Below are 20,080 nucleotides of genomic sequence, written 5' to 3'. Positions count from 1 at the left end.
GGCGGGGGCCGGGCGGGGGCGCCCGCAGGCGCGACAAGGCTTAGAATGTCCGGCTGCACCCATCCGTTCGACCCCTGGAGTTCCCCAATGACCGTTGCGCAGTTCTACCCGATCGGCACCCCCGGACAGCCCTGGGGCGACGCGGAACGCGCACAGTGGCGGGCCCGCCAGCAGCGTCAGCGCAGTTACCACGATGACGTGGTGGCCGCCCTTGAGCGCCTGGACGACAGTTTCGACGTGATCCAGTACGGCCAGTTGGACTATGCGCCGGACCATTACCCGCTGTTTGCCGTGGTCAACCACGACTGGAACCCGGCACTGCCGACCGCGCTGATCACCGGTGGCGTGCATGGCTACGAGACCAGCGGCGTGCATGGCGCCCTGCAGTTCCTGGAACAGCAGGCCGAGCGTTACCTGGGCCGGCTGAACCTGATCGTGGCGCCGTGCGTCAGCCCGTGGGGCTACGAGCGCATCCAGCGCTGGAACCCGGATGCCATCGACCCCAACCGCAGCTTCCGTGACGGCGGCCAGATCGAGGAAGCGGCCGCGCTGATGGCCTGGGTGGCCGAGCGCAAGCCGAACCTGCTGGTGCACCTGGACTTGCACGAGACCACCGACAGCGATCTGCACGAGTTCGATCCGGCGCGCTGTGCCCGCGACGGCAAGCCGTTCGAGCGCGACACCATTCCGGACGGCTTCTACGTGATCGGCAACAGCGAAGATCCGCAGGCCGAGTTCCAGAAGGCCCTGATCGCCGCCGTCGCCCCGGTCACCCATATCGCCCCGGCCGACGCCGAGGGCAACCTGGTCGGCCTGCCGTTGCAGTCGCCGGGCGTGGTCTGGGGCGAATCGCGTTCGATTGGTGCCTGCGCCGGCTTCACCGATGCACGCTTTGCCACCACCACCGAGGTCTACCCGGACAGCCCGCGCACCAACCCGCAGGAATGCAACGACGCCCAGGTGGCGGCGGTGTGCGCGGGCCTGGATTTCGCCCTGGCGGCGCAGTAACGCGCCACGTTGCGGGCAGCGACCGGCATCAGCCGGCGCTGCCTTGCTGGCGAGGGGCCCACAGCCGGCGAAGCCGACGCGCGGCATCCGGCGAACACATCCAGATCGCCTTGGTACACGGTGCTGTTGACCCCGAACAGGCCCAGCAGCGAGTGGAAGACGTTGTCGTGGCTGTGCGCCCGGTGCAGGGCGTTCTCGCGCAGGCAGGCCAGGTCCACGCCCGCGTTGCGGCTGAATTCCGGTGGGAACCACATCACCATCGGCACCTGGGTCTGCTCGCGCGGTGCGATGAAGTAAGGCGTACCGTGCAGGTACATGCCCCGTTCGCCCAGCGACTCGCCATGGTCGGACACATAGATCAGTGCGACATCACGCTGGTCCGCATACCCCTGCAGCAGGTCAATGGTCTTGCCAAGCATGCGGTCGGTATGGACCAGGGTGTTGTCGTAGGTGTTGACCAGCGCCTCGTTGCTGCAACGCTGGATCTGGTTGCTGTCGCAGGTCGGACTGAATGCCCGCGACTGTGGGGGGTAGCGTTCGAAATAGGTCGGGCCGTGGCTGCCCAGCTGGTGCAGCACGACCAGGGCATCGCCGTGGATGGCGTCGATGCGTGCGCCAAGCTGATGCAGCAGCACCTCGTCGTAGCAGGTGCCGTCGGCGTTGACACACTGGCCGGCTACCTTCAGCGCGGGCATGTCCTCGGTCGGCACGCGTTCGCACACGCCCTTGCAACCGCCGTTGTTGTTGTTGCGCCAGAGCACGCGGATGCCGGTGCGCTGCAGGATGTCGAGCACGTTCTCCTCGGTCGCTGCGCGGACATCGTCGTACTGGCGGCGGGTCATCTGCGAGAACATGCACGGCACCGAGATCGCCGTTGCGGTTCCGCATGAGGAAACATCACTGAAGCTGATGACGCCTTCCTTGCGCGAGAGCCGGGGATTGGTCGCGCGTGGGTAGCCGTTGAGCTGGAAGTTCTGTGATCGCGCGGTCTCGCCGACGACCATGACTACCAGCTTCGGGCGCGGCCCCGGTACGCGCCGTGCGTCCATGCCGATCGGGCGCAAGGGTTGCTGGCGGGTGCTGTAGAGGCCTTTCAGATAACCGTGGGTATGGCGCACGATGTTCATCGGCAGCACCTGGTCACGGATGTAACGATTGTTTCGCAGCAGCGAGGAGTAGTCCTTGTAGAACGCGAAGCCGACTGCCAGCAGTACCAGCAATGACGCCAGAACGCTGGCCGGCCACACCAGCAGCGAACGTATCGAACCGGCCCCGCTGGTGGTGCGCACCAGGGCCAGCCCGGCAGCGGGCAGCACGCCCAGCACCAGCAGGGTCAACAGCAGTGGCAGCGAGAGATAGGCGTTCAGCTCGGCCTGGTTGGTCTCGAACACGTTCTGCACCATGCTGCGATCGATCAGCACGTTGTAGTGCAGCATGAAATAGCTGCAGGCGGCGCTGACGACAACGAGCAGCACCAGCAGCGGCCTGCGCAGGAACGGCAGTGCCAGCAGTGGCGTCAGCATCAGGTTGAACAGGCAGAACAGCACCACCGGCAAGCTGGCCAGGAACAGCACGCTGCGCAGGCTGTTGAGGTCGATCAGCCCCCACAGCGTCTTCCAGAGGGCGATGTTTCCAATCGTGGTGAAGAACAGTGCGGCGGCCCAGACCAGAACGATCGGATGGGGCCGTGGAAAACGGAGGCATTGACGCACGAGCAGATTCCGCGGAACGGGAGTGCGCGCAGTATCGAAACCGCTTTATCAGGAAGTTGTCAGGATTGGCGGCTTACCCCAGCAGGATCACGCCCCACACAGCGCCGACCATCAACAACGCGGTGGTCTGCGCGGCACTGCCCATGTCCTTGGCATTCTTGGACAGCGGATGCTGTTCCAGAGAGATGCGATCAACCACCGCCTCGATCGCCGAGTTGAGCAGTTCCACCAGCAGGCTGATGAAACAGACCGCCAGCACTATCGCGCGCTCGACCGCGCTGATGTCCAGCACGAACGCTGCAATGATCAGCAGCGCGTGCAGAAGCAGCAGCTGACGAAAGGCTGCCTCGCCGCGGAAGGTGGCGATGAAACCATCGCGCGAATGGATGAGGGTGTGGAAGATGCGGCTCAGGCCGGTCTTGCCGTGCGGGTACTTGCCGCTGTCCTTGGGGTGCTGCATGCGGGTTCCGCCGTGAAGTGAGCCATCCCAGCATGTGCACGCGCGCGTCAGGAAACCGTCAGAGGGGCCACTCCAGGCTGAACCGGCATCCCTGCTGCGAGGAATGCACCGTCATCCTCCAGCCCAGATGCTCGACGATGCGCTGCACGATCGACAGCCCTAGTCCCTCGCCACTGTGCGGGTTGCCGGGCAGGAAACGCTCGAACTGCTGTGGGTCGATACTGGAGGGCAGGCCGGGGCCCGTGTCGGCGACGATGAGTGCGGCGTCGTGGAGGGTGATCCGCACTTCGCCGCATTCGGTGTACTGGCAGGCGTTGCGCAGCAGGTTCCAGATCACGCTGTGCGCCAGATTCGCGTTGGTGTCCAGCACGGTGTCGTGCAGGGCATCAAACGCAACGTTCACCGGCTTGCCGGAAAGCCAGGGCTCGCAGCGCTCCATGCAGGATTCGATCAGCGGACGCAGGGCCACCGGGTTGCGCGGCACGGTACTGGGGGCGCGCGAGAGCAGCAGCAGGCAGGTCAGCTGGCGCTGCATCTCCTGGGTGGTGCGCAGGATACGCTCGGCACTGGGAACCAGGTGGCTGTCGGCCGGAAGCTGGCAGGCGAGCGTCTCTGCGGCGCCTCCGATGATGGCCAGCGGCGTGCGCAGCTCGTGGCTGGCATCGCCACTGAAGCACTGCTCGCGATGCAGGAACCGTTCGAGCTCGTCGCTGTGCCGGGCGAAGGCGCGGGCGAGTACACCAATCTCGTCGCGCGCGTCCTGATAGGGAAAGGGCTTCTGGCCGTCCTGCACCGCGTCCGCCAAGCGCGTGATGGGCGCGATGACGTGCGTCGCCACCTTGCGACCGATCAGGAAGGCGCCCAGCACGCAGATCGAGATGACCAGCGCCGCAAAGGCATTGATCAGGTGTTCCAGGTAGCCATAGGGGGCAGCGTCCTGCAGCAGGTAATAACGTTGGTCGCCACTGTCGAACACACGCAGGTGCCACTCGTTGGGTGCTGCTTCGCCGTGGTAGCCCGGACCGTACTGGCGCAGGACCATCGGCACGCTATGGCTGTCGTACAACTGGCTACCCGAGGGCAGGGCGGGGTGTTCGCCACGGGCCAGTGCTCCCTGCAGCTTCTGCACGGCACTATCCTGGGTCCGCGCGATGACGGCGGCCCTGACCTGGTCGTAGTCGACCTGTTCGGCCAGGACGATGAAACCCATTGCACCGGCCATCAACAGCACGAACGAGATCGTGATGCGGGTGCGCAGGCTCAGCCGGCGGTAGAGGGAAGCAGGGCTCACGCCAGCATGCGCCAGCCGACGCTGTGCACCGTGGTAATCAGCGCGGTGTCAAAGCTCCGGTCCACCTGCAGGCGCAGCTCATGGATGTGTGTTCGCAGCGCGCCGCTGTCCGGTGGCTCGTCGCCCCAGACCAGGTACTGCATCTCCTGCTTGCGCACCACCGCGGGAGCCGCACGCACCAGGCACATCAGCAGCTTGTGCGACGTGGGCGTCAGCGTAATGCAGCGGCCTTGCCGCCAGGCCTGTGGCGAGCGCGTGTCCACCTGCAGATCCTTCCACGCCAGCACGCTCTGGACCTGACGACCCTGCGCCCGTCGCACCAGGGCCTTGATCCGCGCATCCAGTTCCGTCAGCGAGAACGGTTTGACCAGGTAGTCGTCCGCACCCAACGCAAGGCCCTGAACCCGGTCTTCGACCGGATCGCGCGCGGTCAGCATCAGGATCGGCACCGGGTTCTGGAACTCCTGGCGCAGCTTCTGGCACAGCGTCATGCCATCCAGGCGTGGCAGCATCAGGTCCAGCAGGATGGCGTCGTAGTCGTGCTGCGTGGCCCGGCGCAGGCCGCTGGCACCGTCGCGGGCGTCGTCCAGCACGTAGCCGAGAGGCTCGAAGAAGGCGTACAGGTTGGCTACGAGTTCGGGGTTGTCTTCGATGATCAGCAGGCGGGTCATGGCGTGCGTCCTTGCGCGTGGCCGAACTGTGCCCGATCCCTGACTGATTGCCAATGCGCAGGCTGAATGGATCGCGGCCCGGGTTCGGCCCCCTCAAGCGACGTTCAATCGGCCGGGCTGCGTGAATCGCGGACCGAGTAGATCACCGAGAAGATCTTCCAGCCCTGCTCGGTCCGGATCAGCTGCCACATTTCCCTGCCCCAGTTGGTCTTCACCCCATCGTCGTGGAAGCTGTAGTCGAACGACACCGAGGCCACATCGCCATCCGTCTCGATCTTGGTGTTGGAGAATGTCTCTTCTTTTGGCTTGGGCGAAGCCACCGCTCCGTCGATCAGCGCGATGAAGTTGTTGGTGGGAATCTGCCGAGCCTTGATCGCATCGGGCTTGGCCTTGCGGATGTCCTGCAGGCGCGCGTCCTCGGAGACGAACTGCCAGCCGATATCTTCCGGTTTGTCCGAAAAGAACAGGCCCATGTAGGTCGGCTTGTCCTTGTTGATCAGCGAGGTGCGGAACGATTCGACCACCTGTTCGATCGCTTTTACATCCGCCGCTGATGGGTGCTGGGTTGCGTGGGCCGGCTGGCCTGCGACGAGGAAGGCAGCGAGAAGCGCGCCTTTGAATCCGATGGTTCGCATCATTGACGTGGGTCGCAGCAGGGTAGGAGCGTCGCCGGGGCCACGGCTACAGGGCCCCGGCGCGCTCCACATTCAACGATGCAGCGCGTCAACAATCAAGCCAGTTGCGATCTCCACCAACAGGTACTCGTTGTCGGACTGGCGCACCCAACGCCGGTCACGGCCCGGCTCACGCAGGTGATAGCGCGCATAGTCGTCCACCCAGTATCGGCGATCCACTTCGGACCACGGCAGGCGATCACCGCGTCGCCAGGCCTTCTTCTGCCAGCCCGGCGGCGGCGCATCACGGTTATGGGGGCCGCCGGCATGCGGCGGCGGGCCGTTGCCGCGGGCGTGGTGCGGCGGATCCGCGAAGGCGGGAGCTGCGGCGAGTGCTGCGGCCGTACTCACGGCAAGGGCAAGCAGACGTATGGATGTCATCGGGATGCCTCCGTCATGGCCGCGGTATGCGGCGCTGTGAACGCGAATGTAGGGCAGGCCACGTGAATGAATACGGGTGTCGGCATGCCGTTCATGAACAGATCGGGTTGCGCCTGCTGCTGCGAAGATGATCTCAGCGTGTCGCACCATCGGCTGTGTCGCCCGCAGCCCAACCGCCGCCCAGTGACAGGAACAGTTCCATCTGACGGTCGACCCGCTCCGCGCGCGAGTTGGCCAATGCGGACTCCGCATCTGCCAGCGCGGCCTGGGCCGAAAGCACGTCGAGAAAATCGATCCTGCCGAAACGGTAGAGTTGCTGTGCCTGCCCGGCGGCCCGCGCTGCGTCCATCCGCGCCTGCGCCAGGCTGCGCTCGCGTTCAAGCTCCTGCGTGCAGGCAGAAAGCGCGGTCTCGGTCTGGCGCAGTGCCCGCAGCACGATGCCGTCAAACGAAGCGAGAGCAGTATCTGCATTGGCACCAGCCGCTGCGATGCGGGCCTTGGCTGCGCGGCGGTTGGGCCAGTGCCATGACAGCACGGGGCCGATGCTCGCACCGAAGCTGTCGGCTGACAGCAGATGCGCCGGTGTGCCAGCCACGCCCGAAGAGGCGCCCAGAGTGATCTGCGGATAGAGCCCCGCCGTCTCGACACCGATCATTGCAGTCGCGGCGGCCAGGCTGCGTTCGGCTGCGCGTACGTCAGGGCGCCGCTGGAGCAGCTGCCAGCCGTCACCGACCGGCAATGCTTGCGCCAGCTCAGGGGGCTGTGGGCACCCTTCCGCTTCCCTGGGATAGTCTGCCGGGAGCCTGCCCATCAGTGCGGCCAGTTCGAACAGTGAGGCCTGCCGTTCCGCCAGCAGGTGCGGTATCCCCGCCGCGCTGCGGTTGACGGCGGCACCGGCACGGCTGACATCGAAGTCCGTTCCGCGCCCGCCTGCAGCCAGGCGTCGGGTTGCCTCCAGCGTGGCGCGCTGTATCGCCAGCACTTGCCGGGTTGCGGCGAGCGTGTGATTGCGGGTGCACACCTGGAGATAGGCACGGGTGACGGCCGCAGCGACAACCACGCGGACCTGGTCCCGTGCCGCAGCAACCGCCTCCGCGTTCGCGTTGGCGGCTTCGATGCCGCGGCGGATGCCGCCTGCGAGGTCCAGCGGATAGGAGAGGTGCAGGCCCAGCGCATACGACTGCGACGCGGCCGACGCCTGGGTGTAGCCACCAGCATGGGTGAGCGTGCCCGATGCATTCACGTCCGCTTGCACGGCACCGCGCGCACGGTACTCCAGCACGGTAGCGCTGGCGCGCCGGAGGTTGGCATCGGCGGCGCGCAGGTCGGTATTGGCCGCCAGTGCTTCGCGTACGTAGGCGTCAAGCTGGGGGTCGCCATACAGTTGCCACCACCGATCCGGTGGCACATCGTGACTGAACGATGCGTCCTGGCCTGAGACGAACGCCCGCGCCGCCCGGGGGGAGGCTGCGACGGCATTCCCAGGCAGGTGATAGTCAGGGCCGGATACGCAGGCCGTCATCGGCAGCAGCAGGGCAAGCAGCCCACCACGTATGGTTCGCACGCTCACTTGCAGGCTCCCTGGGCCGAGGGCGTGATGGTCACGTTCGCAGTACGACCCACGATCAGACGCGTATCCGCCGGCGCATCATCGATGTGGATGCGTACCGGGATGCGCTGTGCCAGCCTCACCCAGGTGTAGGTCGGCGCCACGGCCGGCAGCAGGTTGTGCGTGCTCGAGCGCTGATCGTCGGCAATGCCGGCGGCAATGGTGTCCACGTGTCCGCGGACATCGCGGGTGTCGCCCATCAGCCGGGCCACGGCGGCATCACCCTCGGTGATGCAGCCCAGTTTGGTTTCCTCGAAGTAGCCTTCGATACGCAGGCTGCCGGTGTCGATCAGCGCCAGCGCCTGCGCACCGGGTTGCAGGTAGTCGCCCGCGTGCAGGTCCAGATTGGTGACGATGCCATCGGTAGTCGCGCGCACCTCGGTACGTCGCACGTTGAGCTGGGCTACGCGCTGTTCGGCTCGTGCCTGGGCAAGGGCGGCCAGCTCGGTATCGACCTTGGCGGCGTTGCGTTCGCGTGTTTCCGAGGCGACCAGGTTGCCAAGTGCGTTGTCGCGCGTCGATTCGCGGCGGGCCAGCGCCAGCGTCGCTCGTGCACTGCTGACCGCTGCGTCGGCCTTCTCAAGCGCGGCAGCGAAGCGCGGTTGATCCAGCACCAGCAGCAGCTGTCCGGCGCTGACCCGCTGGTTGTCGTGCACCAGCACCTGGGTGACCAGGCCTCCCATGTCCGACGCGACGCGCACCACATCGGCGCGCACCCGTCCATCACGCGTCCACGGGCGTGTTTCGTAACGATTCCAGAGGGACAGTGCAGCGACGACAGCAATCGCGAATACAACCAGCGTTGCGCTCCAGCGCCCGATGACAGCAAGCGTGTGTTTCATTTCATTTCTCGAACAGAGGCGCAAGCCGGATCATCAGCTCCGCCAGGATCACGAACAGGGAAAGGCCTACCAGCGGCCGTGCGGCGAACCAGCGGTACAGACCGAGGCTGGCGAGCAGACGTGAGGTCAGCATCGATAGCGCCAGCGCGGCGGCGGCCACGGCGAGCAGGCCAGGAATGAGCACGCCATCAATGGAAAGATCAGAAAACATGAGGTCAGTGCCGATGGGTGAGCGGGGGTGCCAGCAGGTCGCGGCGCAACCCGCAGAGCAGGTGCGACAGATGCTCCCGATCCGCGCTGCCGGCCACCGCTGCTTCTCGCATGCGGTCGAGCAGTTCCAGGAGATGGGCGTCGACACGGCGTGGCGCGTGGGCGCGGATCCTGAAATGTGCTGCGACGCGTTCGATCAGCGTCGCCTGAAGCTCTTGCATGCGCGGATCCTGCAGGCGCGTGTCCAGTGCGCGGAGTTGGTTGGATGCACGTGCCGCACGAACGTCCGCAAACAACGCTCGCAGGTCGTGTGCTGGGCTGGTACGGCCCTGCAACCTGGGAGCGAGCAGCCCGATGCGATCCAGCATGCGGCTGAGCCAGGCGCGGGTCACATCACCTCGTCCGGCGGCGTGCCGCGCGATGTCCCGACGGATCGAATGCTCCAACCGTGCGCGGTTGCGGCCCGCATCGATGGTCTGGAATAGCTGCATGCTGCACAGTGCCATTGCCGTACCGACGAACAACGCCACGCTGTTGTTGAGTGCACCGACGATGTTGACCGTATTGGTCGCGCCCAGGCCGGCGATGAGCGGAAACGTCAGCACCACGCCCAGGGCAGCCATGGTGAAGGGTGGCCGGGCCAGGAAGGATCCGCACAGCAGCAGCACCGGCGCGAGCGCGGCAATCAGGCCGACGAAATCGGAGAGCGCGGGGAAGATCAGTAGACCGTAGAGCAGGCCGACGGCAACGCCGATCAACGACCCCACCAGATAGCGCATGACATGCGGCGCAGGCGCTTCGATCGTGCCGAACAGCACGCACGCCGTGCCGATGATGGACACCGCCGTGGCGCCGTCCGACCAGCCGGTAACGATCCACAGAACGCAGCTCAGCAGGATGCCGACGAACGCGCCCAGCGCGCTGCGCAGGGCGAGCCGATGATCCCGGTGAAGTACCGCACCCTGTGCATGTCGCGCAAGGCGAGCAGGTACATGCAGGCGCCAGTCGGGGCGGGCAGCGCATAGTTGCGCCTGCAGTACGCGGCAGTCGGCGTGGGCGAGGTCGAGCTCGGCCTGTTGCGCGACCAGGCTGGCCTGCAGCAGATCGCGCCAGCCCGTTGCATCCATCGCGCCGGCCTGTGGTGAACGCAGCCGGGTGATGGAATCTTCCACCGCGCTGGACAGCAACAGTACGTCCAGCATCCGGTCATGCAGGGCGCGCAGGATCTGTACCTGGGCCACGCCGTGGGCACTGTCGAAGGGCAGGTGGATCGACAGCACATGCAGTTCGAGCAGGTCGGTTGCCACTTTCGAGCGGTCCGTCGCCAGCACCGTGTCCGATGCACTGGCGCGCAGGTCGCGTGTCCATCGTTCCGCATCTTCCAGCACGGCAGCAACCCGTGCGTGCACGCGCATCGAGACCCGGCGCGGCAACACCAACGCATGTACCAGCGTGGCGGCCAGGATGCCGATGGCGATTTCCTGCACCCGCGTGATGGCAATGGTGAACACGTCTCCCGGCACCATCACCGCAGGAAACCCGATCAGGCTGGTGGTATAGCCGGCCAGCAGGAACGCGTACGCACGTGGCGTGCGGTCGAGCATCGCCAGATACAGGCACAGGGCCATCCACGTGGCGAGCGCGGCGCTCAGCACCAGGGGTTCATTGGCGAAGCGTGGCACCAGCGCGACGGTGGCGACGGCCCCGCCCACGGTACCGAGCAGACGGAACAGTCCGCGGCTGAGCGTTGCGCCGGACAGCGGTTGCGACACCAGATAGACCGTGCCGACCACCCAGAACGGGCGGTTCAGGCCGATCCGCAGAGAGACATACAGCCCCAGCGAGGCGGCGAGCAGGCATTTGAGCGAGAACAGCACCGCCTCCTGGTCGGTCCGGAGGGCAGGGCTTTTCAACCGGGCAAATGCCTGGAACAGGTGGGGAAGGAAAGGTGTGGGGAGGTGCATGCGGGTCATGCTAGTGATCGGCCGCACTGGCGAATTTCGCTACAATGACAATCAATCGCTAAAACCGGTCAATGTGAGAATGGCTCGCATTTCGCTCCCCGGCTTTGACCTGGACCCGGACGAGACCGATCGCCCGGCGGTCGCCAGCCGCCTGCAGGTAGCCGAGCACGACGCGGAGATTCCCGTGCATGAGCACCGCAAGGGCCAGCTCATTCTTGCGTTGCACGGGGCGGTGACCTGCGAAGTGGCCAACGCGCTGTGGATCGTGCCGCCCCAGTGTGGTGTCTGGATTCCGGGCGGCATGCCGCACAGCAATCGCGCCACCGCCAACGCGCGCCTGTGCTACCTGTTCGTCGAGCCTGGCGTCGTCGAACTGCCTGCTCAGTGCGTGACGCTGGCGATCTCCCCGATGCTGCGCGAGATGATCCTGCACCTGGCCGATGCGCCGCTGGACTACCCGCATGGCAGCCACATCGATCGGCTCGCGCGGGTGCTGCTGGACGAACTGGTGCAGATGCCGGCCGAGCATCTGTCGTTGCCAGTCAGCGATCACCCGAAGGTGCGTGCATTGGCTGCGGCATTGTCGGCTGATCCGGCAGACCGCAGCACCATCCGCCAGTGGGCCGTGCGCCTGGCCCTGGGCGAGCGCACGTTGACCCGGCTGATTGAGCGAGAAACGGGTTTGTCCTTCGGGCGCTGGCGGCAGCAGCTGCATCTGCTCATCGCCATTCGTGAACTCGCCGGTGGTGCCCCAGTACAACGCGTTTCCGAGACGCTGGGCTATGAGTCGGTGACGGCCTTCATCACGATGTTCAAGAAGGCGCTTGGCCTTTCCCCGACGCGGTACTTTGCGGTGCGCCTGCGTGGGCAGTAGCAGGGAGCAACCCGGAAAGCCGTTGCCTGGAACGGCTACTTCAAGGTGCCGGAGACGGATTGAATCGCGGCCACCACCGCAGCGGGGTCCTCGCGCTGGAGGGTGTGGCCGGTTGCCAGGTAGCGATGCGAGCCACGCGTGAAGCCCGAGAAGAGCAGGGCGTGCTGCGCCTTCCAGAGTGCCTTGCCCGCTGCGGTTTCCTCGAAGAACAGCGGTTCGGCAGCCAGCTGGGTTGCAGTCAGCAGCACCACCGGCACGTCCGGCATCGTGCGCGGGGTCTCCGCACCGGGTGCATCCAGTTGTTCGGTCAGCACGGCGTAGTCGGCAGCCATGGCCGGCGGCAGCATTGCCCGCAGCTGGGCATCGTCTGCCTGCACGCGGGCACTGTCGGCCTGCTTGAACGCATGGCGCTGCCCCATCGTGGCCGGATCCACCAGTACCAGGCCCTGCAGGCGCTCCGGATGGCGGCGTGCAAACTCCGTGGCCAGCAGGCCGCCATAGGAATGACCCACCAGCACAACGCGGCGACCGGGTGCGAGCGTATCGATCACTGCCGTGAGGTCGGCCAGATGCGCATCGATGCGCTTGGGGTTACCGTCGCTGCCGGACTTGCCGAGTCCTGCACGGGCGTAGGTGATGCTGTGGTAGTCGCTCCCCAGACCCGCAACCACCTCATTCCAGGCGCCCGCGCCCTGCCCGAAACCGGATTCAAAGACCACGGTGATCGGGCCGGCCCCCGTCTCTTCGGCCTGCAGTGCGTAAGCGCCTCGTTGCACCTGGATTTCCCCTGCGTGCGCGGTGCCCACTGTGGCCATCATGGCGGCCAGCGCCCACAACGTCACTCGGCTGCTTTTCATTGCCATTCCCCTGGGCCGTGACGCGTGCCAGCCCTTCCGATGGGTCAGGTCTGCAGCGGAGTGCCACAGCCTGCCGACCTCGCGACAAGTCGTGCTGGTAATGTAGTTATGTATAACACCAATTCCCCGTGCAGGAAGTCATGCGACAGGGCGTAGTCCGCTGAACGGCGTTGGATGCTTGAATCTGTGATCGGTTACGCGACTCCACACTTGAATGTGCAAGCGTCCTCAACGATAAAGGCGGTATGTGGCACTGCCGCATTCCGGACCAGGGACGATCCGAAGCATGACGCGGGGCTCAGCTCCGCGTTCTCGTTCCCGCCGGCGCTGTGTTCGTCCAGGAAGGAGAACAGGGATGTTGGAACGACTGAAGACCATTTCGTGTGCCGTGCTGGCGATCGTTGCCGTTGGCTGCTTCGCCCCCGCAGTGGCACAGGCGCAGGAAAGCAGGATCACCTGGCGTATCTCGCAGCCCGGCGGCAATTCGACGCAGTACAAGACCCAGCAGCAGGCGGTGCAGGCGATCAAGAGCCTTCCCGCACCCAGCCCGTTCCCGCCGGAGTTCCAGTTCGGCTGGCAGTCTGTCGACAAGATCAAGTCGAAAGTCGTGGACTTGAACGGAAACACGTCGATTACCTACTGGATGGGAAAGACGCAGCCCACCGACCCGGACTGGTCCTACATAGGGCGTGACATATTCCCGACGGAAGAGGCGATGGTTGCCGATTTTCTCGCGGACCAACAGGCCAGCAATCCCGTGTGCCCTGGTGCGGCAGTCACTCCTTCAGGCGATTGGTTTGCGGCTTCGCCCGATCAGGAAGGTGTCATCGAGTCGCGCTACTACGATCTGACTTCAATGGCTGGCAACAATACGGCTGAATCACCCTGCACGCCGTACACCGGAACGGTGGCGGTCGCGCGTACCCGGCGCTTGAACTGCCCGATTCCGCTTACGCAGTGGTCCAACAAGCACAACGCCTGCGTCAGCGAAGAATTCGTTGCGACCATCACCTCGAAGTCGCAGAAGTGCGACAAGCACGGCGGCACCGGTAGCTGCCCCATGTCCCGCAACGATACAGCGGCGAACATGAGTCCGATTCCCGACAATGACCCGGCTTCCAACGGCGGTACCTGCGACGGCAATGTCGGCAACCCCTGCGATGTCAAGACCGGTGAAAAGTATGAGATCGCGCGGGACTTCGATCTTGGCTGGATCGCACTGACGCGTTTCTATCACTCCGGCATCTCCACGTCCTCCGGTGGCTTCGGTCATGGCTGGACCCATTCGCTGGGCGCCCAACTGGCACTGGATGGTGTTGACAGTGTTGGCATCATTGAAAGTACCGGTTTCCAAAGGGCATTCAAGAAAATCGGGCAAGCCTATGAGGCGGACGACGACAGTGGTGATCGTCTCGTCCAGAACGGCAACTGGACACTGTATTCGGCGGGCTCCATCTCGATCTTCGGCGCGGACGGGCGTCTGACCGCCAAGCGCTTCCCGGATGGCACGTCTCTGACCTACATCTACGACGACAGCGACCGCCTTGCGGCCGTCACCCACAGCAGTGGCCGCACACTGGAGTTCGTCTATCAGTCCAACGACTATGAGGCGCTGATCAGTTCGGTGCTGGTCGAAGGCATTCCGCTCGCCACCTATACCTACACGCCGCAGAACCAGGTTGCTACGGTGACCTATGCGGGTGGCGGCGTGCGCACGTATCACTATGAGAACCAGGATTTCCCCCAGCACCTGACCGGCATTACGGCGGAAGATGGGCGTCGCTACAGCACCTTTGTCTATGATTCCGACGGTCGTGTCATTTCCAGTCAACACGCTGGCGGTGCCGATGGTGTGACACTGGCCTACAGCCCCAATGGCGGTGCGGTGGTGACCGACGCGCTGGGGCGGCAGACCGACTACACCCTGACACCCGGCGGCGATAGCGCTCCGTCGCGCAAGGTGACCGGCCTGACGGATTCGCAGGGAACTGTCAGCCGAACCTACTACGACCAGAGTGTCGACTTCCGCCGGCGCCTGGATACCTACACCGATCGCCGCGGTATCCAGACCAAGCACACCTATGCGCAGGGCACCGATCCGGTGAGCAGTCGCGCCGTCAGCATCCATACCGTGACCGAAGCGGTCGGCCTGCCCGAACAGCGTGTGGTGACCACCGCGCGCGACATCGAAACCAATGCGGTACTGACCACCCGGATTGGCAGCCGCGAAACCCGCACGGCCTTCAATGCCCGGCGCCAGCCAACGACCAACACGGTAACCGACACCGCGTCCGGCCAGACGCGCATTACCAGCTATACCTACTGCGAAGCCGCGGACGTGGCTGCTGCAGGCAGCTGCCCCGTGGAAGGGTTGCTGAAGAGCGTGGATGGCCCGCGCACGGATGTGGCTGATGCCGTTACCTACGCCTACTACCCGGCGGATGATGCGGGATGCGCGGCCAATGGCGCCTGCAGCTATCGCAAGGGCGACCTGCGCAGCGTGACTAATGCGCTGGGCCAGACGGTCGAGACCTTGGCCTACGACGCGTTCGGGCGGCCGTTGTCGGTCAAGGACGCCAACGGCGTGGTCACCGACTACACCTACCATGCCCGCGGCTGGCCGACTTCGATCACCGTACGCGGTGCCAGCATGGCCGAGGACCGCGTTACCCAGCTGAGCTACTGGCCAACCGGCCAGGTGCAGAAAATCACCGAGCCGGATGGCAGTAGCGTTTCCTACGTCTACGATGCTGCCCTGCGCTTGACTGACATCGAGGACAACGTAGGCAACACGATTCACTACACGCTGGACAACGCCGGCAACCGCCTCAAGGAAGACACGCTGGATACCGGCGGCACCCTGCGTCGCACCCTGGCAAGGACGTTCAACACGCTCGGCCAGCTGACCGCGCTGAAGGACGCAGGCAATCACGCCACCGGCTTTGCGTACGATGCCAACGGCAACCCGCAGACCGTGATCGACGCCCTGCAGCGCGTGACCAGCCAGCAGTTCGATCCGCTGAACCGCCTGGCCCAGACCCTGCAGGACCTCGGCGGCGTGGCGGCGGAGATCCGCAGCCAGTACAACGCGCTGGACCAAGTCACCCAGATCACCGACCCGAAGGGACTGCACACCACCTACGCCTACAACGGTTTCGGTAATCTGATCGGGCAGGTCAGCCCGGACAGTGGCGCCAGCAGCTTCACCGTCGATGCGGCAGGCAACCGCAAGACAGCTACCGATGCACGCGGCGTCACCGCCACCTATCACTACGATGCACTCAACCGCCTGATCGGCATCGCTTATCCAGACCCAAATCTGGATGTGGGCTACAGCTATGACGTGGCGCCAGCAGCCTGCGCCGCAGACGAGCGCTTCGCCAAGGGGCGTCTGGGGCAGGTGCTGCACGCCAATGGCAGCACCCAGTACTGCCATGACCGCTTCGGGCAGGTCACCCGCAAGGTGCAGACCGTTAATGGTGTCGCCAGCACGCTGCGCTATGCCTACAGCAAGTCGGGTCGCCTGAGCGCGTTGACCTACCCCGACGGCACCGTGGCCGACTACGTGCGCGATATTCAGGGCCGCATCAGCCAGGTCGGCCTGACCCGAACCGGCCAGGCGCGCCAGATCGTGGTGAACAACGTGACCTACGCGGCCTTCGGCCCGGCCACTGGCTGGACCTACGGCAATGGCCGCCAGTTGCAGCGTCCGCTGGATCTGGACTATCGCCCGCAGGCGGTGCATGACCCGGCCGCAGGCGGCCTGTCGCTGGGCTATGGCTACGACCCGGTCGGTTCGATCACCGAACTGAAGAACGGCACAGGCTCGACGGTGCTGGCCAAGTACGCCTACGACACGCTGGGCCGCCTGACCCAGACCCAGGACGGTACGACCGGCACGCCGATCGAAACCTATGCCTACGACACCACGGGTAATCGCACTTCGCTGACCACTTCGGCGGGCACTGCCAGCTACACCTATCCAGCAACCAGCCATCGCCTGACTGCGGTGGATGGCGAAGCACGCAACCATGACGCAGCGGGCAACACCACCGGTATTGGCAGCAAGGCGTTCACCTACAACGATGCCAACCGCATGAACGCGGTGAAGCAGGGCAATGCCGTACTTGAAAGCTACGCCTACAACCATCGTGGGGAGCGCGTGCTGCGCACCCCGACCGGTGGAACTGCCCAGATCACGCTGTACGACGAAGCAGGGCAGTGGCTGGGCAACTACTCAGCCACTGGCCAGGCGCAGCAGCAGGCCATCTGGCTGGACAACTACCCGGTGGCGCTGATCAATGTGCCGAGTACCGGCGTGCCGGAGCTGGCCTACGTCCAGCCGGATCATCTGGGTACGCCACGTGTAGTGATTGATCCGGTGCGGGATGTCACGATGTGGGAGTGGAGCAACAAGAGCGAAGTATTCGGCAACCAGATTCCGAGTGCTGACCCGGATGGTGACGGTGTGGCGTTCGAGCTGGCGCTGCGCTTCGCCGGGCAGCAGGCGACGGATGCGAGTGGGCTGTTCTACAACTACCAGCGCGAGTATGACCCCGCAGTGGGGCGGTACTCGCAGAGCGACCCACTCGGGCTGAGCGCGGGGATGACGACTTACGCATACGTATCGTCGGGTCCGCTTGGTGCTGCTGATCCGTTTGGTCTGTGCGAGGATGATCACGTCTACCGCATTGATCGATTCAGTTTCTGCTCTCCGCAGTCCGCATTCAGAGCTGCGAGAGTGGTAAGTGCTCCAGGTGCGCCGCCGGCCCGAGAGGGGTTCACTCCGGACGTTGAGCTTGTCGGGAACGGTGGACGAAACCACATTACTCAGTGGGTGGACTCAAAGAACATGACGATCGTAAATTCAACCCGTCCGGGCCATCAGTTCCATCCGGGTACGGTATCGTGGAAGGTGGCGCCTGGGCCGCTGGGAATCGGCTCGCAGATCACAATCGTGGGCGAAGGATCCGGGCCCAATCCGATACTCAACGATGCGCTTGGTTTCCTGATTTTTGGTCCGGCGGCGACATTGGCCGCAACGCTTTGCATCGTTGGGCCACGTTGATGGTAAAGCTCCTGACAGTGGTACTTCTGATTGGAGTGGGATTTGGATTATCCGATGGCGCTTGCGCCATCGGAAAACGGCCCTTCAAGATGATCCAGTTCTGCGTGCACGACCAAGAGGGCTTGGATCTGTTCAAGCAGACCCTCAGCGCTATCGCCAAGGACGAAAGAATGCAGTTCTTTGATGGCAGTGCTGAATTGGATCGCCAGCTTGCCAGGTCAAAGGTGGACGTGAAGCGTCCTGTCGTCTACGTCGGAGTCAAGCGGGAAGATGGCTCCGGACTGGAGGCGGGGAACCTCGGATTGGATCGCTTCGAAATAGCCATCGGCTTCTCTGAAGGGAGGAAGCCTGCCGAGGCCCAGTCATTTTCTTCCCGTGTCGAACGCACCTTGGCCGAGCGCTGGAATGTACTCGCGATTCCACCGGACAAGGGCGCTACGCCGCTGGCATGTCGGGCGGGCAGGCAACAATCGCTCGCGCGATGAAAGAGCCTATGTCGGATGATGGAGGGAGCAGCCTGATCGTCCGCTGCCATTACGGATCAATCTGCAACCGCCCCACCGCCTGCGCGCACAACGACTGGCAGGCCATGACCAACCCCTCCATCACCCGGTCGCCCACGTACTCTTCCGGTTCGCCGTTCTGCCGGGTGCGTTCCGCCGCCAGCAGCATTTCCAGCACCACCCGCAACCCGTTCAGTGCGCAATCGGCATCGGCGAGGGCCAGGCAGCGGCCGGGTAGTTGATGCCGCTCCGGCCAGGGTTGTCCGTCGGCTGCTGCACCGGAGCCGATGCGGTTGAGATTGGCAATGAAGATGTTTCTGTCCACTGCAGGCGCAGCCTGTGGCGAACCGTCGTCGCGGGCGGTGCTGCGGTAGGCGTGCAGATGCGGGAAGTCCGATTCGTTCATGGCAAGGCTCCGTGCAGGGCAATCGGTAGCCGCCACCCGAAAGGTGGCGGGCGGTACGTGGTTCGAATCCGGGTTGGCTTCAAGCCGGCGGGCGCGAACGCCCCCAACGCACCGCCCGCCATAGCCGGCAGACGGATTGCCAGCCGGCGCCACGCATGGTGACGCCGGCTGGCAAGCGCACTTACTCAAAGCCAACACGGGATTCGAAGCCCGGCCACCCCTTTTCCGGTGGCACGCCCATCTGAGCCCCTGGCGCTGTGCAATGCCAATCAGAAGAGTTGCAAACATCACTCGATTGGAGACGCTTTTGGCATTCTCACATGCAGTTGAGCACCGCCAGCGCTGGCTGGCGTGGGGATCCGCCCGCATCGTGCAATCTGCGACAGGTGTCGAGGTTGCCACGGCGAACGGGACGGGCGGGGAGGGCCTATCGCGACAGGTGGCGCCAATTCAGGCTGCGTGCCTCCCGGGTTGACGCTTTCAACGCCCCAGCGCACTCTGCGGGCTGGGGTCGACAACCCGTTCAGGGGCAGGGCTGCAGGGTGGTACCAGGAGGCGGAACAGCCATGAGCCAACTCACCGACGGTTTCGGACGCAGCTTTCCGTACCTGCGCTTGTCGCTCACCGAAGCCTGCAACTTCCGGTGCAGCTACTGCCTGCCCGATGGTTACCAGGCCGATGGCCGCCCGCGCTTCCTGCAGGTGGATGAGATCGCGCGCCTGGTGCGTGCGTTTGCCGCGCTGGGCATGAGCAAGATCCGCCTGACCGGTGGCGAGCCCAGCCTGCGCAAGGACCTGGATGAGATCATCGCCACCGTGGCGGCGGTGCCGGGTATCCGCAAGGTGGCCATCACCACCAATGGCACGCTGCTGCCGCGGCGCCTGCCGGGCTGGCACCGGGCCGGCCTGACCGCGCTGAACGTGAGCATGGACAGCCTGCAACGCGAGCGTTTCCACACCATCACCGGGCACGACCGCCTGCCGGAGATCCAGCAGGGCCTGGCCCTGGCGAAGGCGTTGGGCCTGCCGGCGATCAAGCTCAACGCGGTGCTGCTGCGTGGCCTGAACGACGACGAGCTGCCGCAGTGGATGGACTACCTGCGTGACCGGCCCTTCAGCGTGCGCTTCATCGAACTGATGCGCACCGGCGACAACGAAGCCTATTTCCAGCGCCACCACCTGCGCGCCGACGTGGTGGTCGAGCAGCTGCTGGCCGCGGGCTGGCAAGAGCGTCCGCGCGCCGCCGATGCCGGTCCTGCACGCGAGTTCGGCCACCCCGACCATCGGGGCAGCATCGGCATCATCGCGCCGTATTCGCGTGACTTCTGCAAGGGCTGCAACCGCCTGCGGGTGACCGCCAAGGGCGACCTGCGGCTGTGCTTGTTCGGCGAGTTCGGCGTACCGCTGCGCCCGCTGCTGCAGCGCGACGAGGACCAAGACGCGCTGCTGGCACGCATCACCACCCAGCTTGGCCTGAAAGCGGCCGGGCATGGACTGCACCAGGGCCAGACCGGGCTGACCCCGCACCTGGCCTCCATTGGAGGATGAGCA

17 protein-coding genes are annotated in these 20,080 nt (G+C 65.0%); 5 read left to right on the top strand and 12 right to left on the bottom strand.

Annotated elements, in window-relative coordinates:
* Positions 1–87 precede the first annotated feature (87 nt).
* Complete coding sequence (locus HLA98_RS08255) at positions 88–1,008, top strand: M14 family metallopeptidase (protein ID WP_005409936.1); 921 nt, start codon at positions 88–90, stop codon at positions 1,006–1,008.
* Here the strand turns inward: HLA98_RS08255 and eptA are convergent.
* The 10 genes from eptA to HLA98_RS08205 all read right to left on the bottom strand — a co-directional run bounded on the left by eptA (position 912) and on the right by HLA98_RS08205 (position 10,831).
* Positions 912–2,720: a phosphoethanolamine transferase EptA gene (eptA, locus tag HLA98_RS08250; RefSeq protein WP_057500426.1), complete on the bottom strand. Its 1,809-nt coding sequence runs from the start codon at positions 2,718–2,720 to the stop codon at positions 912–914. The genes HLA98_RS08255 and eptA overlap by 97 nt on opposite strands.
* Positions 2,721–2,793: 73 nt before the next feature.
* The gene (locus HLA98_RS08245; RefSeq protein WP_049447669.1) at positions 2,794–3,180 is read right to left on the bottom strand and encodes a diacylglycerol kinase; all 387 of its coding nucleotides are present in this window, start codon (positions 3,178–3,180) and stop codon (positions 2,794–2,796) included.
* Positions 3,181–3,238: 58 nt separating this feature from the next.
* The gene (locus tag HLA98_RS08240) at positions 3,239–4,471 is read right to left on the bottom strand and encodes a sensor histidine kinase (protein ID WP_057500425.1); all 1,233 of its coding nucleotides are present in this window, start codon (positions 4,469–4,471) and stop codon (positions 3,239–3,241) included.
* Complete coding sequence (locus HLA98_RS08235) at positions 4,468–5,142, bottom strand: response regulator transcription factor (RefSeq protein ID WP_049447667.1); 675 nt, start codon at positions 5,140–5,142, stop codon at positions 4,468–4,470. Before HLA98_RS08235 ends, HLA98_RS08240 begins: the two co-directional genes overlap by 4 nt.
* 104 nt (positions 5,143–5,246) lie before the next feature.
* The gene (locus tag HLA98_RS08230) at positions 5,247–5,777 is read right to left on the bottom strand and encodes a Cif family virulence factor (protein WP_129550649.1); all 531 of its coding nucleotides are present in this window, start codon (positions 5,775–5,777) and stop codon (positions 5,247–5,249) included.
* A 72-nt stretch (positions 5,778–5,849) separates the two neighbouring features.
* The gene (locus HLA98_RS08225) at positions 5,850–6,197 is read right to left on the bottom strand and encodes an RcnB family protein (protein WP_057500423.1); all 348 of its coding nucleotides are present in this window, start codon (positions 6,195–6,197) and stop codon (positions 5,850–5,852) included.
* 133 nt (positions 6,198–6,330) lie between these two features.
* A complete protein-coding gene (locus HLA98_RS08220) occupies positions 6,331–7,767 on the bottom strand; it encodes an efflux transporter outer membrane subunit (RefSeq protein WP_057500422.1) in 1,437 nt (478 codons plus the stop codon).
* Complete coding sequence (locus tag HLA98_RS08215) at positions 7,764–8,648, bottom strand: HlyD family secretion protein (protein ID WP_057500421.1); 885 nt, start codon at positions 8,646–8,648, stop codon at positions 7,764–7,766. The genes HLA98_RS08220 and HLA98_RS08215 overlap by 4 nt, the downstream gene beginning before the upstream one ends.
* A gap of 1 nt (position 8,649) precedes the next feature.
* On the bottom strand, positions 8,650–8,859 hold the full coding sequence (locus tag HLA98_RS08210) for a DUF1656 domain-containing protein (protein ID WP_049447662.1): 210 nt from the start codon (positions 8,857–8,859) through the stop codon (positions 8,650–8,652).
* A 4-nt stretch (positions 8,860–8,863) separates the two neighbouring features.
* The gene (locus tag HLA98_RS08205) at positions 8,864–10,831 is read right to left on the bottom strand and encodes an FUSC family protein (RefSeq protein WP_232015518.1); all 1,968 of its coding nucleotides are present in this window, start codon (positions 10,829–10,831) and stop codon (positions 8,864–8,866) included.
* A gap of 70 nt (positions 10,832–10,901) precedes the next feature.
* On the opposite strand from HLA98_RS08205, the gene HLA98_RS08200 reads away from it, so the two are divergent.
* Positions 10,902–11,696 (top strand): AraC family transcriptional regulator, encoded by a 795-nt coding sequence (locus tag HLA98_RS08200; RefSeq protein ID WP_057500420.1) that lies wholly within the window; start codon positions 10,902–10,904, stop codon positions 11,694–11,696.
* Between the two features lie 35 nt (positions 11,697–11,731).
* Here the strand turns inward: HLA98_RS08200 and HLA98_RS08195 are convergent, their stop codons facing one another.
* On the bottom strand, positions 11,732–12,553 hold the full coding sequence (locus HLA98_RS08195; protein ID WP_057500419.1) for an alpha/beta fold hydrolase: 822 nt from the start codon (positions 12,551–12,553) through the stop codon (positions 11,732–11,734).
* A 355-nt stretch (positions 12,554–12,908) separates the two neighbouring features.
* On the opposite strand from HLA98_RS08195, the gene HLA98_RS08190 reads away from it, so the two are divergent.
* Positions 12,909–17,621, top strand: coding sequence for an RHS repeat-associated core domain-containing protein (locus HLA98_RS08190; protein ID WP_232015519.1), 4,713 nt, complete (start codon positions 12,909–12,911; stop codon positions 17,619–17,621).
* 89 nt (positions 17,622–17,710) lie between these two features.
* A complete protein-coding gene (locus HLA98_RS08185) occupies positions 17,711–18,106 on the top strand; it encodes a hypothetical protein (RefSeq protein WP_057500492.1) in 396 nt (131 codons plus the stop codon).
* Positions 18,107–18,155: 49 nt separating this feature from the next.
* On the opposite strand, the gene HLA98_RS08180 is transcribed toward HLA98_RS08185, so the two are convergent.
* The gene (locus HLA98_RS08180; protein ID WP_057500418.1) at positions 18,156–18,530 is read right to left on the bottom strand and encodes a hypothetical protein; all 375 of its coding nucleotides are present in this window, start codon (positions 18,528–18,530) and stop codon (positions 18,156–18,158) included.
* A 566-nt stretch (positions 18,531–19,096) separates the two neighbouring features.
* Here HLA98_RS08180 and moaA point away from each other — a divergent pair.
* Complete coding sequence (moaA, locus tag HLA98_RS08175) at positions 19,097–20,077, top strand: GTP 3',8-cyclase MoaA (protein ID WP_057499647.1); 981 nt, start codon at positions 19,097–19,099, stop codon at positions 20,075–20,077.
* Positions 20,078–20,080 lie beyond the last annotated feature (3 nt).

The sequence above is a fragment of the Stenotrophomonas africana genome (genome assembly GCF_013004645.1).
GTDB classification, from domain to species: Bacteria; Pseudomonadota; Gammaproteobacteria; order Xanthomonadales; family Xanthomonadaceae; genus Stenotrophomonas; species Stenotrophomonas africana.
The sequence above is the reverse complement of the archived record's forward strand: the minus strand, read 5'-3'. Positions and strand labels throughout refer to the sequence as shown.

Excerpts from the sequence above, each read along its gene's own strand:
- HLA98_RS08255 (WP_005409936.1), top strand. The coding sequence starts at position 88 with ATGACCGTTGCGCAGTTCTACCCGATCGGCACCCCCGGACAGCCCTGG.
- HLA98_RS08245 (WP_049447669.1), bottom strand. The coding sequence starts at position 3,180 with ATGCAGCACCCCAAGGACAGCGGCAAGTACCCGCACGGCAAGACCGGC.
- HLA98_RS08235 (WP_049447667.1), bottom strand. The coding sequence starts at position 5,142 with ATGACCCGCCTGCTGATCATCGAAGACAACCCCGAACTCGTAGCCAAC.
- HLA98_RS08230 (WP_129550649.1), bottom strand. The coding sequence starts at position 5,777 with ATGCGAACCATCGGATTCAAAGGCGCGCTTCTCGCTGCCTTCCTCGTC.
- HLA98_RS08225 (WP_057500423.1), bottom strand. The coding sequence starts at position 6,197 with ATGACATCCATACGTCTGCTTGCCCTTGCCGTGAGTACGGCCGCAGCA.
- HLA98_RS08215 (WP_057500421.1), bottom strand. The coding sequence starts at position 8,648 with ATGAAACACACGCTTGCTGTCATCGGGCGCTGGAGCGCAACGCTGGTT.
- HLA98_RS08210 (WP_049447662.1), bottom strand. The coding sequence starts at position 8,859 with ATGTTTTCTGATCTTTCCATTGATGGCGTGCTCATTCCTGGCCTGCTC.
- HLA98_RS08205 (WP_232015518.1), bottom strand. The coding sequence starts at position 10,831 with ATGACCCGCATGCACCTCCCCACACCTTTCCTTCCCCACCTGTTCCAG.
- HLA98_RS08200 (WP_057500420.1), top strand. The coding sequence starts at position 10,902 with ATGGCTCGCATTTCGCTCCCCGGCTTTGACCTGGACCCGGACGAGACC.
- HLA98_RS08195 (WP_057500419.1), bottom strand. The coding sequence starts at position 12,553 with ATGAAAAGCAGCCGAGTGACGTTGTGGGCGCTGGCCGCCATGATGGCC.
- HLA98_RS08190 (WP_232015519.1), top strand. The coding sequence starts at position 12,909 with ATGTTGGAACGACTGAAGACCATTTCGTGTGCCGTGCTGGCGATCGTT.
- HLA98_RS08185 (WP_057500492.1), top strand. The coding sequence starts at position 17,711 with ATGATCCAGTTCTGCGTGCACGACCAAGAGGGCTTGGATCTGTTCAAG.
- HLA98_RS08180 (WP_057500418.1), bottom strand. The coding sequence starts at position 18,530 with ATGAACGAATCGGACTTCCCGCATCTGCACGCCTACCGCAGCACCGCC.
- moaA (WP_057499647.1), top strand. The coding sequence starts at position 19,097 with ATGAGCCAACTCACCGACGGTTTCGGACGCAGCTTTCCGTACCTGCGC.